Consider the following 15,923-nt stretch of genomic DNA (forward strand, 5'->3'; position numbering starts at 1 on the left):
CCCGAGCTTCCGGAGACCTACCCTGAAGATATGGGCGGGCCTGGAAACCCACCTGAGGGGACTCCAGAGGGCGCCCCCGGAGGTGGAGAGGACGAGTACCGATCCGTCGTCTTCGACGAGTCGTTCATCCGTGCTGCCCGCCTCCAGGAGTTCTCCGCGCAGGAGCGCATCGCGGACCACGCCCCCGCCGTGCGACGCCGGCCCCCGCTGCGCCGCGGCCTGTCCCGGCAGGCCCTGGTCCTCGTCCTGCTGATCGCCATCGCCTTCGGCACCGCGATCTACATGGGCGTACGGCACCCCTACCAGACCCCCGCCGCCCGAGAACCCGTCGAGCCGCTGCGGATGACCGTCATCCCCCTCGCCCCCGAGGGCAAGGTGCCCGGCACGGCCGACCCGGCGTACCTGTACGAGCACAGCCCCGCCGCGCAGTTCCGCACCGGCGCGGAAGGAGTGCCGCTGCCGGCCTCGCGACGCACCGCGCACTTCTCGGACAGCCAGGTCGTGACCGCCCTGACCACCGCCAAGGACTACATCGTCCGCTCGGCCCTGGACCCCGAGGTCCTCACCGGCGGTGAGGTCCGCGCCGTGCGGGTGCTGCTCGACCCCGACCAACTGGACCAGTTCGACCAGAGCTTCGCCCGCCCCACCGCCGACGGACGTCACGCGCCGACCGGCTGGCTGGTGCGCTTCGACCCCTCCCGCGCCCAGCTCGCCGACCGGAAGGTCCGGGTCCAGGGCACGCTGCAGGCCGCCGAGACCGACGCGTCGACGCTGGAGGTCACCGCCGATCACACGTTCGTCTACGCGCTGCGGGCGGCCGGTGCCGAGGCCGAGGGCGAGGTGTCCCTCTTCACCCTCCGGCGTGAGCTGCACTTCCGGTTCGACCGCGACGACCTGCGGCTGCACCAGGCCCAGCTCGTGGTCTCCTACGTCCAGGCCGGCCCGCTGTCCTGCGCCGAGGACTCCACGAACCACCTGCGGCCCCTCCTGGCCGGCCAGACGGCCAAGGAGGGCGGCCCCGCCGGCACCGACCCCTACGCCACGGGCGGCGCGACGGCCCTCTGCGGCTCCCTGGCGACGAGCGCACAGCCGAAGGTCTGAGAGGGCCCGACCCGGGCCGGGAAGGCTCCAGACGGGCGGGAGACGGCTCTGGTCGGGCCCTCGCCGGGCCGGCCGCACACGGGAAGGCACGAGCCGGGGCGCGAGGGCCCCGAACCTTGCCGCGTCGGCCGGGGCCCCTGGCCGGGTCGGGCAGCCCGGGGCGGAGTGCGGCGCCTAGCGCTCGTCCCTCGGCGGCTGGTCGCCCCCCGAGGAGTCCGACGGGTCCGGCGCGTCCGTCCCGGGCCCCTGCGGCGGCTTCGGGGGTGTGGTCGTGAAGCCGCCGAAGCCGCGGCGGACCCGGTCGCCCAGGTCGCCGGCGCCGCCCGCGAGGTCCGTGACCAGCTTCATCAGCGGGTCCTTGGAGTTCTTCACATGGGACGTGTAGTGATTCGCCGAGTCCCGCCAGGAGTCCCGGACCGAGGTGTCCTTGTCCTCGTCACGCCGCGCGTAGTGACCGTCCATGATCCGCTGGTAGTCCCGCGACTCGGCCCACTTCTTCAGCTCGGCCGCCCGCACGGTCGTGAAGGGGTGGGTGCGGGGCAGCACGTTCAGGATCTTCAGCACGGAGTCGCGCAGGTCGCCACCGGCCTCGTACTCCTCGGCCTGGGCCAGGAAGGCGTCCACGTTCATCTCGTGCAGGTGGTTGCCGCCGGCGATCTTCATCAGACCCCGCATCGAGGCCCGCAGGTCCTGCCCGACCAGCAGCCCCGCGCGGTCCGCCGACAGCTCCGACTTGCGGAACCACTCCCGCAGCCCGGTCACGATCGCCATGATCGCGAGATTGCCCAGCGGGATCCAGGCCACCCGGACGGCGAGACTCGTCAGGAACAGCAGGATCGTCCGGTAGACGGAGTGCCCGGACAGCGCGTGCCCCACCTCGTGCCCGACGACCGCGCGCATCTCCTCCTCGTCGAGCAGTTCCACGAGACCGGTCGTGACGACGATGATCGGCTCGTCCAGGCCGATGCACATCGCGTTCGGCTGCGGGTCCTGGGTCACGTACATCGGCGGGACCTTCTCCAGGTCCAGGATGTAGCAGGCGTCCCGCAGCATCACGTTCAGATGGGCGAACTGCTGGTCCGAGACGCGCACCGAGTCGGACAGGAACAGCAACCGCAGACTGCGCTCGGGCAGCAGACCGCTGAGCGCCTTGAACACCGTGTCGAACCCGCTCAGCTTGCGCAGCGCCACCAGGGCGGAACGGTCGGCCGGGTGCTCGTACGTCCGCGAGGAGATCCCGGGGAAGCGCCTGCGCTGCCTGCTCGGCACGCGCTCGTGCCCCTGCTGCTCGTCGCCGTCGGACATGTCTTCCCCCATGCGTCTGGTATGACCTTTGCGGCCCTTTGTGCGGCCCTTTGCTTCCCCGAGGCGGAGCCCAGCCTAGGCGGAGTTACGGTGGTCGGGCAGTACAGCGAAGGAGACCACCGTCATGGAGCACCACCCCGTATCCGCCTGGCTCGCCGAAGCCGCGAACGCCGCCGGAGGGCAGGGGCCCGGGATGCTGCGGATCGTGCTGATCGTGATGATCCTGGGCTGTGCGCTGACCGCGTGGTTCCTGCTGCGTGGCTACAGACGGAAGGACGACTGAGCCCGCACGAAGGTTCCCCGCCGGGCCCCGGGGCCGGGCCCGGCGCGGCACGTGGGAGCGCCCGCGGCACGAACAGGCGGAGTCGGGGTGATCGCGCGAGGGGCGCCCGCTTACGATGAGCCGACGTCTTTCACCCGCCCACACGCGATAGGTCCTGCCGAAGATGAGCTTCCACAGCACCGCTGCCCAGTTGGTCACCCTCGCCGCCGAGGGCGAGGAGCACGGCGGAAACCACGAGAGCCTCAGCCCCTACCTCACCGGCGGCGGCGCGCTCTTCATCCTGCTGCTCCTGCTGTGGATCACCACCCGCTTCAACCGCGACCGCTGACCCGCGGGGCGTCCCGCCGAGGACGCCCGGGGGACCACGGGGGCGGCCGGAGCCCTCAGGCAGGGCCGGTAGGGTCTGCACGCATGGGAGAGCAGGACATGCCTACCGGTCCGGCGGACGAGACGCCGCACGACCCGGCACAGCGGACGGCGAGCGGCACCGGGCGACACTCGGAGCCCCGCCGTGCCTCCGCGGTGGCCCGCCGGGCCGACGGCCCCGGAAAGGGTCCCGCGCGTCCGGGCAAGCGCCGACTGGGCGTCATGGGCGGCACCTTCGACCCGATCCACCACGGTCACCTGGTGGCGGCCAGCGAGGTCGCCGCGGCGTTCCACCTCGACGAGGTGGTCTTCGTGCCGACCGGCCAGCCCTGGCAGAAGAGCCACCGCAGCGTCTCCCCGGCCGAGGACCGCTACCTGATGACGGTCATCGCGACCGCCGAGAACCCGCAGTTCTCCGTGAGCCGCATCGACATCGACCGCGGCGGCCCCACCTACACCGTGGACACCCTGCGGGACCTGCGTGCGCTGAACCCCGACACGGACCTGTTCTTCATCACCGGCGCCGACGCGCTCGCCCAGATCCTCACCTGGCGGGACAGCGAGGAACTGTTCTCCCTGGCACACTTCATCGGGGCCACCCGCCCGGGTCACCACCTGGACGACTCCGGTCTCCCGGAGGGCGGTGTCTCGCTGGTGGAGGTCCCCGCCCTGGCCATCTCCTCCACCGACTGCCGCGCGAGAGTCGCCAAGGGCGATCCCATCTGGTACCTGGTGCCGGACGGCGTCGTGCGCTATATCGACAAGCGCGAGCTGTACCGCGGCGAGTGAGCCGAGAGGGGCACCGGTGAACGACCGATACGACGCGGGGTCCGCGGGATACGGCGCCGACCAGTACGAGCTCGTCGGCTACGACGAGTACGGCCGGCCTGTCTACCGGCAGGTCCAGGCGCAGCAGACCCGGCAGCAGACCTACGACCCGTACGCCCAGCAGCATCAGCAGGGCTACGGCTACGACCCGTACGCCCAGCAGCAGGGGCAGCAGTCCGCGCCCGGGTACGACTACGGCACGGACGGCCGGCAGCCCGCCTCCGGCTACGGCTCCTACGACCCGTACGGCACCGTCCCGCAGCAGGGCGGCCCCGCGCAGGGCACCCCGCACGACCCCTACGGTCAGACCGCCGCCGGTACCACCGGCCGACAGCCCCGGGTCGCCGAACAGACCGCCCACATCCCGCAGCAGGCCGGCCCCGACCACGACCGGGAAGCCGCCGCCGAGCCGCAACGCGATTACCACACCGAGCAGTTCGCCTTCGTCGAGGAACCGGACGCCCACTCCGAGGACGTCATCGACTGGCTGAAGTTCACCGAGAACCGCACCGAGCGCCGCGAGGAGGCCCGGCGCCGGGCCCGCGGCCGGATCGTCGCCCTGACGGTCGTCCTCGCGCTCGTCGCGGTCGGCGGCGTCGGCTGGCTCTGGTACGCCGGCAAGCTGCCCGGCCTGTCCTCCGAGGACTCCAAGACGGGCTCGGCGACGGCCGCGGGCGCCCAGAAGCGCGACGTGATCGTCGTCCACCTGCACGACACCAAGGGCGGCGGCACCTCCACGGCCCTGCTCGTCGACAACACCACCACCCAGCGCGGCACCACCGTCCTGCTGCCCAACTCCCTCGCCCTGACCAGCGACGACGGCACCACGACGACGCTCGCCAAGTCGGTCGAGGACGACGGCTCCGACGGCACCCGCGACGCGCTCGACACGGTCCTGGGCACCGACATCCAGGGCACGTGGCGCCTGGACACGCCCTACCTGCAGAACCTCGTCGACCTCGTCGGCAACATCGACGTCGACACCGACGCCGACGTCCCCGACCCGGCCGCCAAGAAGAAGGGCGAGGCTCCTCTGATCAACAAGGGCCAGGACCAGACCCTCAGCGGCAAGATGGCCGTCGCCTACGCCACCTACCGCGCCCCCGGCGAGGCACAGAACGCCCAGCTGGAGCGCTTCGGGCAGGTCATGCAGGGCGTCCTGCGCAAGATGTCCTCCGACCCGCAGGCCGCGACCACCACCATCCAGACCCTCGCCCAGATCCTCGACCCGTCCCTCACCGACAAGGACCTCGGCACCTTCCTCGCCGGGCTCTCCGACCTCGCCAAGGGCGGCGACGTCAAGACCGACCTGCTGCCCGTCCAGAACGACGGCACGCTCAGCACCCAGGCGAGCGCGGCGATCGTCAAGAACGTCCTCGGCGGCACCGCCAAGAGCCCCGACAAGGACGCCGCCGTCAGCGTCGCCGTACAGAACGCCACCGGTGTCCAGGACAACACCGAGAAGGCCCGCGTCGTGCTCCTCAACGGCGGCTTCACCTTCCGGGAGAGCGGCACCGGCACCGTCCGGGCCACCTCCCGGGTCGTGTACGCCGACGCCGCCGACAAGGCGAACGCCGCCGAGGTCGCCAAGACCCTGGGCCTGCCGGCGGGCTCCGTCACCAAGGGCGAGACCTCCGGCAGTGCCGACGTCTCCGTGGTCCTCGGCCAGGACTACAAGCCGTCCGCCGGCTAGAGGGCACAAGCGCGCTCCCCACGTGATCCGCGCAATCGCGTGGGGGGCCCGGGGCGGTCCGTGAGACCCTTGGTGTCAAGTGACCGCCGACCGAAAGCCATGCAGTGACCGTGACCGACCGCTCTCACGAGCTGATCAACACCGCCGCCCAGGCGGCCGCAGACAAGCTGGCCCACGACATCGTCGCCTACGACGTCAGTGACGTGCTGTCCATCACGGACGCCTTCCTGCTGGCCTCCGCACCCAACGACCGCCAGGTCAAGGCGATCGTCGACGCGATCGAGGAGAGCCTCTCGAAGGAACTCGGCGCGAAGCCGGTGCGCCGCGAGGGCGACCGCGAGGCCCGCTGGGTGCTCCTCGACTACGTCGACATCGTCGTCCACGTCCAGCACAGCGAGGAGCGCGTCTTCTACGCCCTGGAGCGGCTGTGGAAGGACTGCCCCGAGCTCGACCTGCCCGAGGAGGCCAAGGCCACCCGCGGCAAGGCCGAGGAGCACGCCAAGCTGCGGGCCGCCGAGGAGGAGGCGGAACTGGACGGTGACTGGCGGTGACCTCCTCCCGTGAGGCGACCGCCGGGAAGGGCCGCGGCCGCCGGATCATCCTCTGGCGGCATGGTCAGACCTCGTGGAACGTGGAGCGCCGCTTCCAGGGCAGCACGGACGTCGAGCTGACCGAGACCGGCGTCGCCCAGGCCCGCCGCGCCGCCCGGCTGCTCGCTTCCCTGAAGCCGAACGCCATGGTCGCCTCCGACCTGCGGCGTGCCGCGGCCACGGCCGCCGAGCTCGCCACGCTCACCGGCCTCGACGTCTCCCACGACGAGGGGCTGCGGGAGACCTACGCGGGCGTCTGGCAGGGCCTGACGCACGAGGAGATCATCGCCCGGTACGGCGACGAGTACGCCGCGTGGAAGCGCGGCGAGCCGGTGCGCCGCGGTGGCGGCGAGCTGGAGACCGAGGTCGCCGACCGCGCGGCCCCCGTGGTGCTGCGGCACGCCGAGAAGCTCCCCGAGGACGGCACGCTCGTCGTGGTCAGCCACGGCGGCACGATCCGCACCACCATCGGCCGCCTGCTGGGTCTCGACCCCCGCAACTGGGAGAGCCTCGGCGGACTCTCCAACTGCTGCTGGTCCGTGCTGGGCGAGGGCGCCCGCGGCTGGCGTCTGCTGGAGCACAACGCCGGCACCCTGCCGGAACCGGTGCTCGGCGACGACGACTGACCCCGGATTTCACTTTCCGGCAGGTCGCAGGCTACAGTTCTTCTTGTTCGCCCCGCCAGCGGGGCAGGACAGAGGGGCTATAGCTCAGTTGGTAGAGCGCCTGCATGGCATGCAGGAGGTCAGGAGTTCAATTCTCCTTAGCTCCACGTCAAGATCCCGTTCCCGGTGTGGGGGCGGGATTTTTCGTGCTCCGGCTTGAGTCACTGGGCACGCTGAGGCGTATACCTCTACGGCCCCGCCGGGTGGCGTGTCCGGACTGGTAGTGAGGCGTCGCTGACCGTATTGGTCCGGCCGTGGCAGAATCAAACGGCCGGAAGGGGGCGCGGCCCGACGGGAGGAGTAGTGATGCCTGCGAGCATCCTCGAGGAGGTCGACCACCTCCTCGAAGCAGCGTTCACACGGGACATGTCCACCCGACTCAGCTGCCCTTCCTGCGGTTCCGCGCACGTGGCCCAGATGCTCGGCGACAACGGCGGGATCTCCTACGTGTGCACGGCCTGCGGCCACAGCTGGAGCTGATCGATGGGTGCACACAGGCGGAAGTGCGACTGGTGCGGCAGCGGGACTCCGATCGTCCGCGACATGGAACCGATCAATCCCGACTACCAGTACTGGTGCGAGGAATGCGCGCGGGCGCTGATCATAAAAGGCGACCCGATCGAGACGTACCGCGAGTTGGAGGGCGAGCCGATCTACGGCCGGCTCCTGGAGGAGCACTGCACCCTCAAGCGGTTCTATTCGTTCGTGACGGCGTGACGCCCGAAGCCCCGGTGCGGCATAACGGTCATATCGGGCACGGGGAAACCGATTTGGTGTTGGGCCGCCAGGACCAGTAATGTTGGCGTCGCCGCCGGGGAAACCGGGCGGAACACAGCAAGGGGCTATAGCTCAGTTGGTAGAGCGCCTGCATGGCATGCAGGAGGTCAGGAGTTCAATTCTCCTTAGCTCCACAGTAGATGAGAAGGCGGGCCATCCGATCGGATGGCCCGCCTTCTTGTCGTGCCCGGCGCATGCGAACGGCGGGCTCCCCCGGAGGGAAGCCCGCCGTGCGGGTGCTCAGCGGCCGAGAGCGCGGCGGCCGCGGCCCTGGGAGAGGACCGGGAGGTTGCGGGACGGCGCGCCCTGCGGGCCCGTCTCCTCGATGCGCAGCGCCAGTGCCGGGCAGCGGCGCACCGCGCGTAGAGCCTTCGCCTCGGCGTACCGCGGCACCTGAGCCTGCGCCACCGTCGGGAAGCCGTCGGCGCCCAGCTGGAACACCTCGGGGAGGATGTCCGCGCACAGTCCGTGGCCCCGGCACAGGGTCCAGTCGACGTAGATCTTCTGGCGGCTCGGGCCGTTCTCCTCGGACTCGGAGCCGCCCGGGATGCCCGTGGGGGCCCTGCCCCCCTCGAAGAGCGGCAGAACGCCCTCCACGGGCCGTCCGCAGCCGTTGCCGAGGACATGGGCGGCCAGGTCGTCCGTGAACGCCTTGATGGTCGACTCCAGGAACATCGCCGAGCCGTCCGGGTGCGAGCACGCGCCGCGCCGCTTCACGTTCTTGGCGACCTGCTTGAGCGCCTCCAGGGCGGCCGGCCCGCCGCCGTTGAGGATGTCCTCCATGCCACGCGCGGCGGCCGGCAGGCCGAGGTAGCAGGGGCCGCACTGGCCCGCGCTCTCCTCGGCCAGCCACTGCGCCACCCGCAGCGACTCGCCCAGGGGGCAGGTGTCCTGAGTGATCGGCAGGATCGCGCCGGCGCCGAGCGCGCCGCCCACCGCGTCCAGGGAGTTGCGGGAGACGATCGCCTCGTTGACCGTCGCCGCGTCGATCCACTTGCCGTGGTAGCCGCCGGTGAGCACGCCCTGCGGCACCGGCGGGGCGCCGGCCAGCTGCAGGACGTAGCGCAGCGGCACGCCCGTCGGGACCTCGATCACCATGGGGCGTGCGACCGCGCCGGAGACCGTGAGCATCACGGTGCCCGGCTCGTCGTACAGGCCGGTGTTGCCGTAGCGCTCCGGGCCGATGCGGGCGGCGATCGCCAGTTGGGCGAAGGTCTCGGCGTTGGACAGCAGGGTGGGTGCGCCGCCGACGCCGTTCTGTGAGGCGCTGACCTTGCGGCCCGGCGGGATGGCCGGGCCGCCGTCGATCGAGCGGATCAGCGATGCGGCGGCGCCGGTGACCATGCGGACCGGATTGCGCTGGACGCGAGCGCGCAGCGCCGAACGGCGGCCGTTGCTCAGGCCGCGTTCGGACAGCGCCGCCTCCATGGAGCGCTGTGTCGACTCACGGGTGACCCCCACCACGAGCGTGCGGGCACCCAGGGCCTCGGCGCACAGCAGTGCGCCGTCCAGGATGAGATGCGGGGCACGGTTGATCAGCACCGTGTCCTTGCGGCAGGCCGGCTCGTCCTCGCTTCCGTTCACGACGACGACCGGCCGGACGCCGCGCTTGATCGCCGCTTCGGCGACCGAGCGCAGCTTCTTGTGGAAGGGGAAGCCCGCGCCGCCGCGGCCCTTCAGGTTGATGCGTTCGGCGAGTTGAGCGAGCTGCTCGCCGCCCATCGGCTCGAGCGGCCCGTGCACCTTGAGGTGCATGGGCAGATCGAGCCGATCGACAAGGTCGAAGCCCGACGTGAGCTGCGGAAGGCCGACCACGCGGACTTCGGGTACGTCGGGCAGGGCCTCGTTCACTTAAAGCCTCCGGAAGGCGTGTTCCAAGGTTCGCCCGATCCCGGAGCGCCGAAGTCGTAGGACGCACCGGGATTTGTTTCATTGGCGGGACCGCTGTTGTACGTGTCGTTCGGGTAGTACGGGTCGAAGGCGGCGTTCGTCTCACCCGTGTCGTACACGTCACTCGATCCGTAACCGGCGGCGCCTGGATTGCCATAGGCCGGGATACTTTGTCCGGTGTCCTGCAGGGGGTCGTAGGGCGGGATGTTGAAGCCCGTGTCCTGGAGCGGGTCGTAGGCGGACGGCGGGGCCTCGCCGACCGGCGGCGGGGACGGGATCGGCCAGTTGCCCGAGGTGCTGGAGGGGCCGTCCACGGTCGGGATGGTCTCGGTGGGCTGCATGTCCAGCGGGAGCTGCATGCTGGTGGTCGGCCCCGGCGCGAAGGCCTGCCGGCCCTGGGGTGGGCCCGAGACGGCCCGGTAGGCGGCGGCGAAGCCGTTCGCGGGCTCCTTGGCCGCGGGACGCTCGGCCTTCTCGTACAGCGGCCCCGACGGGGACGCCGCGGGCCGCGCGGGAGCCTCCCGGCCCTCGTAGCCGGGCAGCCCGGAGCCGCCGGCGACCCGGGCGCGGCTCTCCTCCAGGTCCCTGCGGGCCTGGCTCTCGCCGGCCCCGATCATCGAGGCGATCTTGTCGGCGACCTTGCGCTTGACCTGGCGCGGAGCCGCGCGCAGGGCGAGTGCTCCGGCCACACCGGCCAGGGAGAGGCAGTACAGGATGACGAAGATCGGCTTGGCGGAGCGACCCGCGTAGAGTCCGTGGACCAGCGCGGCGCACCAGGCCGGGTAGGCCAGCATGTGCATGGCCCGCCAGCGCGCCGCGACGGGCGCGGGGGACGCGAAACGGTTGCGCAGCACGCCGGTGATGCCCACGAAGATCATGAGCATGCCCGCCAGGGTGCCCAGGCCGATCAGGAACGACCTGCCCCCGACCAGTTCCTCGTCGGTGAACACCAGCCCGAAGGGGATCACCGCGGCGATCCACGAGGTGTGGGCCAGTGCCAGCTTCACCCCGATGTGCACCAGCAGGAAGACGATCGAGGCGACGGCCGTGGTCCGGTGCACGGCCTGCGCCAGGATGCGGCGGCGCGTGTCGAGCAGGACCCGGTCCTGGGCGACCAGGCCCCAGATCACCGAGCACGTCAGACACACGAGGGACAGCACGCCCGCACCGAAGTTGAGGAACTCGGCGAACGAGTCGTCTGCCGTGGAGTCGTAGGGGTTCACGACAGACCCCCCCACGTCCCGGCGAACGGGTGTAGGGAGGTGATACTGCGATGAGGGTTCATGGGGGCAACTCCGAGCGGTTCGGGAAAGCAGCGGTCCCGCTGCCGAACTCTAAGCGGAGTCATACCGATCAGTACGAGGTTTGAGTTATTGCGTTGTTATCAAAGGACAATATGGCCGTTGTGATGCCCCTTAGCGGCTGTTACGCGAAGTAACCATTGACCTTGGTTCAGTTTTTCGGGTGCCGTGACGGCCCCGGAAGTGCGTCGCGGCGCGCTGAGGGCCTGCGGTACCCTAGCGCCATGCGTGCCGTACGCCTTCTGCTTAGCGGGCCGCGCTGATCAGTACCGGCCACCGGGGAAACCGAGTGGCCGGCATCGGCGCGGCGTCCCCTCCTGTGTGAGGGGATTTTTCGTTTCTCGAACCAGACACCCGCGGCAGAGACGATCGATGGAGCTTTGAGGATCATGAGCGAGACGAACCCCGCCGCCACCTCCGAGGTGGCGGCGCCGCACCGCTACACGGCCGCCATGGCTGCCGAGATCGAGGCACGCTGGCAGGACTTCTGGGACGCCGACGGCACCTACGCCGCGCCCAACCCCAAGGGCGACCTGGCGGGTGACCCGGAGATCGTCGACCGCCCCAAGAAGTTCATCATGGACATGTTCCCGTACCCCTCCGGTGCGGGCCTGCACGTCGGCCACCCCCTGGGCTACATCGCCACGGACGTCTTCGCGCGCTTCCAGCGGATGACCGGCCACAACGTCCTGCACACCCTGGGCTTCGACGCCTTCGGCCTGCCCGCCGAGCAGTACGCGGTGCAGACCGGCACGCACCCGCGCGTGTCCACCGAGGCCAACATGGAGAACATGAAGGCCCAGCTGCGCCGGCTGGGCCTGGGCCACGACAAGCGCCGGTCGTTCGCCACGATCGACCCGGACTACTACAAGTGGACCCAGTGGATCTTCCTGCAGATCTTCAACTCCTGGTACGACCACGACGCCCGCCGGGCCCGCCCGATCGCCGAGCTGGTCGCCGAGTTCGAGTCCGGTGAGCGGCCCGTACCCGGGCACACGCGCGCCTGGAGCGAGCTGAGCGCCGCAGAGAAGGCCGACGTCCTGGGCGAGTTCCGGCTGGCCTACGCCTCCGACGCGCCGGTCAACTGGTGCCCCGGACTGGGCACCGTGCTGGCCAACGAGGAGGTCACCGCCGAGGGCCGCTCCGAGCGCGGCAACTTCCCGGTCTTCAAGGCCAAGCTGCGCCAGTGGAACATGCGCATCACCGCCTACGCCGACCGGCTGCTGGAGGACCTGGACGCGCTGGACTGGCCGGAGGCCATCAAGCTGCAGCAGCGCAACTGGATCGGCCGCTCCGAGGGCGCCCGCGTCGACTTCCCCATCGACGGCGAGCGCATCACGGTCTTCACCACGCGTCCGGACACCCTGTTCGGCGCCACCTACATGGTCCTGGCGCCCGAGCACCCGCTGGTCGAGAAGTTCACCCCGGCCGCCTGGCCGGAGGGCACCCACGAGGTGTGGACCGGCGGTCACGCGACCCCGGCCGAGGCCGTCGCCGCCTACCGCGCCCAGGCCGCGTCCAAGTCCGACGTGGAGCGCCAGGCCGAGGCCAAGGACAAGACCGGCGTCTTCATCGGCGCCTACGCGACCAACCCGGTCAACGGCGAGCAGGTCCCGGTCTTCATCGCCGACTACGTGCTGATGGGCTACGGTACCGGCGCGATCATGGCCGTCCCGGCCGGTGACCAGCGCGACTTCGAGTTCGCGCGCGCCTTCGAGCTGCCGATCCACTGCATCGTCGAGCCGACCGACGGCCGCGGTACGGACACCTCGACCTGGGAGAACGCCTTCTCGTCGTACGACGCGAAGATCATCAACTCGTCGAACGACCAGGTCAGCCTGGACGGCCTGGGCGTCGCCGAGGCCAAGGCGCGCATCACGGAGTGGCTGGAGCGGGCCGGCGTCGGCGAGGGAACCGTGAACTTCCGGCTGCGCGACTGGCTGTTCAGCCGCCAGCGCTACTGGGGCGAGCCCTTCCCGATCGTCTACGACGAGGACGGCATCGCCCACCCGCTGCCCGAGTCGATGCTGCCGCTGGAGCTGCCCGAGGTCGAGGACTACAGCCCCCGCACCTTCGATCCGGACGACGCCGACACCCAGCCCGAGACGCCGCTGTCGCGCAACGAGGACTGGGTGAACGTCACGCTGGACCTGGGTGACGGCCGTGGCCCGCGCCCGTACCGGCGCGAGACCAACACCATGCCCAACTGGGCCGGTTCCTGCTGGTACGAACTGCGCTACCTGGACCCGCACAACTCCGAGAAGCTGGTCGACCCGGAGATCGAGCGGTACTGGATGGGCCCGCGCGAGGGCATGCCGCACGGCGGTGTCGACCTGTACGTCGGCGGCGCCGAGCACGCCGTGCTGCACCTGCTGTACGCGCGCTTCTGGTCCAAGGTCCTGTTCGACCTGGGGCACGTCTCCTCCGCCGAGCCGTTCCACAAGCTGTTCAACCAGGGCATGATCCAGGCCTACGTCTACCGCGACAGCCGGGGCATCGCCGTGCCGGCCGCCGAGGTGGAGGAGCGCGACGGCGCCTACTGGTACCAGGGCGAGAAGGTCTCCCGGCTGCTGGGCAAGATGGGCAAGTCCCTGAAGAACGCGGTCACTCCGGACGAGATCTGCGCCGAGTACGGAGCCGACACGCTGCGCCTGTACGAGATGGCCATGGGTCCGCTGGACGTCTCCCGGCCGTGGGACACGCGCGCGGTGGTCGGCCAGTTCCGTCTGCTCCAGCGGCTGTGGCGCAACATCGTCGACGAGGCCACCGGCGAGGTGACCGTGGTCGACGCCGAACCGGACGAGGAGACGCTGCGTGCCCTGCACAAGGCGATCGACGGGGTCCGCGGCGACCTGGAGGGCATGCGGTTCAACACCGCCATCGCCAAGGTCACCGAGCTGAACAACCACCTGACCAAGGCGGGCGGCGCGGTGCCGCGCTCGGTGGCCGAGCCGCTGGTGCTGATGGTCGCGCCGCTGGCCCCGCACATCGCCGAGGAGCTGTGGCGCAAGCTGGGGCACACGGGCTCGGTGGTGCACCGGGACTTCCCGGTGGCCGACCCGGCGTACGTGGTCGACGAGACCGTGACCTGTGTCGTGCAGATCAAGGGCAAGGTCAAGGCGCGGCTGGAGGTCGCGCCGTCGATCTCCGACGACGAGCTGGAGAAGGTCGCGCTGGCGGACGAGAAGGTCGTCGCCGCGCTGGGCGGCGCCGGGATCCGCAAGGTGATCGTGCGCGCGCCGAAGCTGGTGAACATCGTCCCGGCGTAGCGAGCAGGGCGTGCGGGCCGCTCTCGGGGTGGTCCCCTACGGGCAGGTTCGGGGTTTTTCTGGAACTCCGGACCTGCCCGTTGCGTTTACCGTGGAAGAGCGACGCGAGGCGCCGTGACGTCCTGAGGAGGAGCCCCTTGTGGAAGCAGTGATCGCAGTCTTCGCCCTGCTCTTCGTGCTCATTCTCGGGCTCGGGGCGTACGCCACCGTGAAGGCGGTCGGCGCTGCCAAGCGTGGCGTTGACCGTGGCGTCACCCAGGTGCGCCGCACGGTCGAGGACCACACACTGCGCGCCAAGTCCTTCGCCCAGCCCGGCGCCGCGGGTGAACTCGCCCAGCTCAGGCTGAAGCTGCGCACCTCGATGCGCGCCACCCAGGAGGCCCTGCACGCGACCGTCGCCGAGGACGCGTCCCTGAAGGAGTCCCTCGGCCTCTTCGAGCGGCTCAGCGTGCACGGGCGGGAGCTGGACGACGAGCTCAAGCGGCTGGAGTCCGAGCCGGACCGCGCCGCGCTCACCGAGCGGCTGCCCGGGCTGCGTGAGCGCACCGAACGCATCACGCACTCCGCGGACGCGCTGCGCTGGGCCGCCCGCGACCGGGCCCGTCGCTTCGCCGACGACGACCTGGACACCCTCAGCGCCCAGATCGACGTGGAGTCGGGCGCGCTGCGGCACTGGACGGCACCGGAGCCGCAGGCCGCGCAGTCCGCGTCCGCGCAGCAGGCGGCTCCCTCCGGGCAGCCCGGTTCGCCACCGCCCGCGGCCTCGCCGTGGCCCGAGGCGCCCGCCGCCGACGCCGGCGCGGCCGGGCAGACCTGGCCGGACGGCGCGCAGCCGGGCCCGGCACAGGAACCGGCACGGCCCGCCATCACACCGCCGGGGCCCCGGCTGACCCACCCCTGGCAGAAGAAGCCCCGCCCCGAGAGCACCACTTGATCCGGCCACTCGCACCGCAGGCCGCGGGGGCCGGGCTGCCACATGAGCGCTACGGCAGGTAACCTCCAGCTCATGTCCCGCCATGTCGCGATCGTCACCGATTCAACGGCCTACCTGCCGGCCCGGACGATGGAGCGTCACGGCATCACGGCGGTCCCCCTGACCGTGGTCCTCGGCAACCGGGCGCTGGAGGAGGGCACCGAGATCTCGACCCGCGCCCTCGCCCAGGCTTTGCAGAAGCGGCGCTCCGTGACCACCTCGCGGCCGGCTCCCGCGGTCTTCGAGGAGACATACCGCAAGGTCGCCGAGTCCGGCGCCACCGGCATCGTCTCCCTCCACCTCTCCGCCGAACTCTCCGGCACCTACGACGCGGCCGTCGTGGCCGCGCGGCAGGCCCCGGTGCCGGTGCGGGTGGTCGACACGGGCATGATCGCGATGGCGCTCGGCTTCTGCGCGCTCACCGCGGCGCAGGTCGCGGAGTCGGGCGGGACGGTCGACGAGGCCGTCACCGCCGCGGAGAAGCGGGCCGCGGGCACCTCCGCCTACTTCTACGTCGACACCCTGGACTACCTGCGGCGCGGCGGCCGTATCGGCGCCGCGCAGGCGCTGCTGGGCTCGGCCCTCGCGGTGAAGCCACTGCTGCAGCTGGCCGACGGCCGTATCGAACCGCTGGAGAAGGTGCGGACCGCGTCCAAGGCGATCGCCCGCCTCGAGGAGATCGCGGCCGACCGCGCGGGCAGCGCCCAGGTCGATGTCGCCGTCCACCATCTCGCCGCCCCGGACCGTGCGTCGGCCCTCGCCGACCGACTGCGGACCCGGGTGCCGGGGCTCGCCGATCTGCATGTCAGTGAGGTCGGCGCGGTGATCGGGGCGCATACGGGGCCCGGGCTGCTGGGAGTTGTCGTTTCGCCCCGGTGAACG

General features: G+C 71.0%; 15 protein-coding genes and 2 tRNA genes. 14 read left to right on the plus strand and 3 right to left on the minus strand.

Annotated features, from left to right (window positions below; genetic code table 11):
- Positions 1 to 30: 30 nt before the first annotated feature.
- Positions 31 to 1,101 (plus strand): hypothetical protein, encoded by a 1,071-nt coding sequence (locus ACFZDI_RS18575; protein ID WP_391251731.1) that lies wholly within the window; start codon positions 31 to 33, stop codon positions 1,099 to 1,101.
- 174 nt (positions 1,102 to 1,275) lie between these two features.
- Here the strand turns inward: ACFZDI_RS18575 and ACFZDI_RS18580 are convergent, their stop codons facing one another.
- Entirely contained in the window at positions 1,276 to 2,406 is a 1,131-nt protein-coding gene (locus tag ACFZDI_RS18580; protein WP_234845876.1) for a M48 family metallopeptidase, read from the minus strand.
- 124 nt (positions 2,407 to 2,530) lie between these two features.
- Here ACFZDI_RS18580 and ACFZDI_RS18585 point away from each other — a divergent pair, with 124 nt between their 5' ends.
- The 10 genes from ACFZDI_RS18585 to ACFZDI_RS18630 all read left to right on the plus strand — a co-directional run bounded on the left by ACFZDI_RS18585 (position 2,531) and on the right by ACFZDI_RS18630 (position 7,742).
- Positions 2,531 to 2,689 carry a hypothetical protein gene (locus ACFZDI_RS18585; RefSeq protein ID WP_234845864.1) on the plus strand — a complete coding sequence of 53 codons (159 nt, stop codon included), beginning with the start codon at positions 2,531 to 2,533 and terminating at the stop codon, positions 2,687 to 2,689.
- 163 nt (positions 2,690 to 2,852) lie between these two features.
- Positions 2,853 to 3,017, plus strand: a complete 165-nt coding sequence (locus ACFZDI_RS18590) for a hypothetical protein (RefSeq protein ID WP_003990192.1) — start codon at positions 2,853 to 2,855, stop codon at positions 3,015 to 3,017.
- A gap of 83 nt (positions 3,018 to 3,100) precedes the next feature.
- Positions 3,101 to 3,844 (plus strand): nicotinate-nucleotide adenylyltransferase, encoded by a 744-nt coding sequence (gene nadD, locus ACFZDI_RS18595; protein WP_391251733.1) that lies wholly within the window; start codon positions 3,101 to 3,103, stop codon positions 3,842 to 3,844.
- A gap of 16 nt (positions 3,845 to 3,860) precedes the next feature.
- Positions 3,861 to 5,576, plus strand: coding sequence for a LytR C-terminal domain-containing protein (locus tag ACFZDI_RS18600; protein WP_391251735.1), 1,716 nt, complete (start codon positions 3,861 to 3,863; stop codon positions 5,574 to 5,576).
- 104 nt (positions 5,577 to 5,680) lie between these two features.
- The gene (gene rsfS / locus ACFZDI_RS18605) at positions 5,681 to 6,127 is read left to right on the plus strand and encodes a ribosome silencing factor (RefSeq protein ID WP_234845867.1); all 447 of its coding nucleotides are present in this window, start codon (positions 5,681 to 5,683) and stop codon (positions 6,125 to 6,127) included.
- A complete protein-coding gene (locus ACFZDI_RS18610; protein ID WP_372486569.1) occupies positions 6,124 to 6,792 on the plus strand; it encodes a histidine phosphatase family protein in 669 nt (222 codons plus the stop codon). The genes rsfS and ACFZDI_RS18610 overlap by 4 nt, the downstream gene beginning before the upstream one ends.
- Positions 6,793 to 6,865: 73 nt before the next feature.
- Positions 6,866 to 6,938, plus strand: a tRNA-Ala gene (locus ACFZDI_RS18615).
- Positions 6,939 to 7,137: 199 nt separating this feature from the next.
- The gene (locus tag ACFZDI_RS18620; RefSeq protein ID WP_104780615.1) at positions 7,138 to 7,311 is read left to right on the plus strand and encodes a hypothetical protein; all 174 of its coding nucleotides are present in this window, start codon (positions 7,138 to 7,140) and stop codon (positions 7,309 to 7,311) included.
- Between the two features lie 3 nt (positions 7,312 to 7,314).
- Positions 7,315 to 7,548, plus strand: a complete 234-nt coding sequence (locus tag ACFZDI_RS18625; protein WP_006136074.1) for a hypothetical protein — start codon at positions 7,315 to 7,317, stop codon at positions 7,546 to 7,548.
- Positions 7,549 to 7,669: 121 nt separating this feature from the next.
- Positions 7,670 to 7,742: transfer RNA gene (locus ACFZDI_RS18630), tRNA-Ala, on the plus strand.
- Between the two features lie 106 nt (positions 7,743 to 7,848).
- Here the strand turns inward: ACFZDI_RS18630 and ACFZDI_RS18635 are convergent.
- Positions 7,849 to 9,459 (minus strand): NADH-quinone oxidoreductase subunit NuoF family protein, encoded by a 1,611-nt coding sequence (locus tag ACFZDI_RS18635; RefSeq protein WP_234845868.1) that lies wholly within the window; start codon positions 9,457 to 9,459, stop codon positions 7,849 to 7,851.
- Positions 9,456 to 10,721 (minus strand): cytochrome b/b6 domain-containing protein, encoded by a 1,266-nt coding sequence (locus ACFZDI_RS18640; RefSeq protein ID WP_234845869.1) that lies wholly within the window; start codon positions 10,719 to 10,721, stop codon positions 9,456 to 9,458. The genes ACFZDI_RS18635 and ACFZDI_RS18640 overlap by 4 nt, the downstream gene beginning before the upstream one ends.
- A 467-nt stretch (positions 10,722 to 11,188) precedes the next feature.
- Here ACFZDI_RS18640 and leuS point away from each other — a divergent pair, with 467 nt between their 5' ends.
- The 3 genes from leuS to ACFZDI_RS18655 all read left to right on the plus strand — a co-directional run bounded on the left by leuS (position 11,189) and on the right by ACFZDI_RS18655 (position 15,920).
- Positions 11,189 to 14,068 (plus strand): leucine--tRNA ligase, encoded by a 2,880-nt coding sequence (gene leuS / locus ACFZDI_RS18645; RefSeq protein WP_391251739.1) that lies wholly within the window; start codon positions 11,189 to 11,191, stop codon positions 14,066 to 14,068.
- 139 nt (positions 14,069 to 14,207) lie between these two features.
- Positions 14,208 to 15,002 (plus strand): hypothetical protein, encoded by a 795-nt coding sequence (locus ACFZDI_RS18650; protein WP_391251741.1) that lies wholly within the window; start codon positions 14,208 to 14,210, stop codon positions 15,000 to 15,002.
- Positions 15,003 to 15,074: 72 nt separating this feature from the next.
- Positions 15,075 to 15,920 (plus strand): DegV family protein, encoded by an 846-nt coding sequence (locus ACFZDI_RS18655; RefSeq protein WP_391251743.1) that lies wholly within the window; start codon positions 15,075 to 15,077, stop codon positions 15,918 to 15,920.
- Positions 15,921 to 15,923 lie beyond the last annotated feature (3 nt).

The organism is Streptomyces sp. NPDC007907, assembly GCF_042959365.1.
GTDB classification, from domain to species: Bacteria; Actinomycetota; Actinomycetes; order Streptomycetales; family Streptomycetaceae; genus Streptomyces; species Streptomyces indiaensis.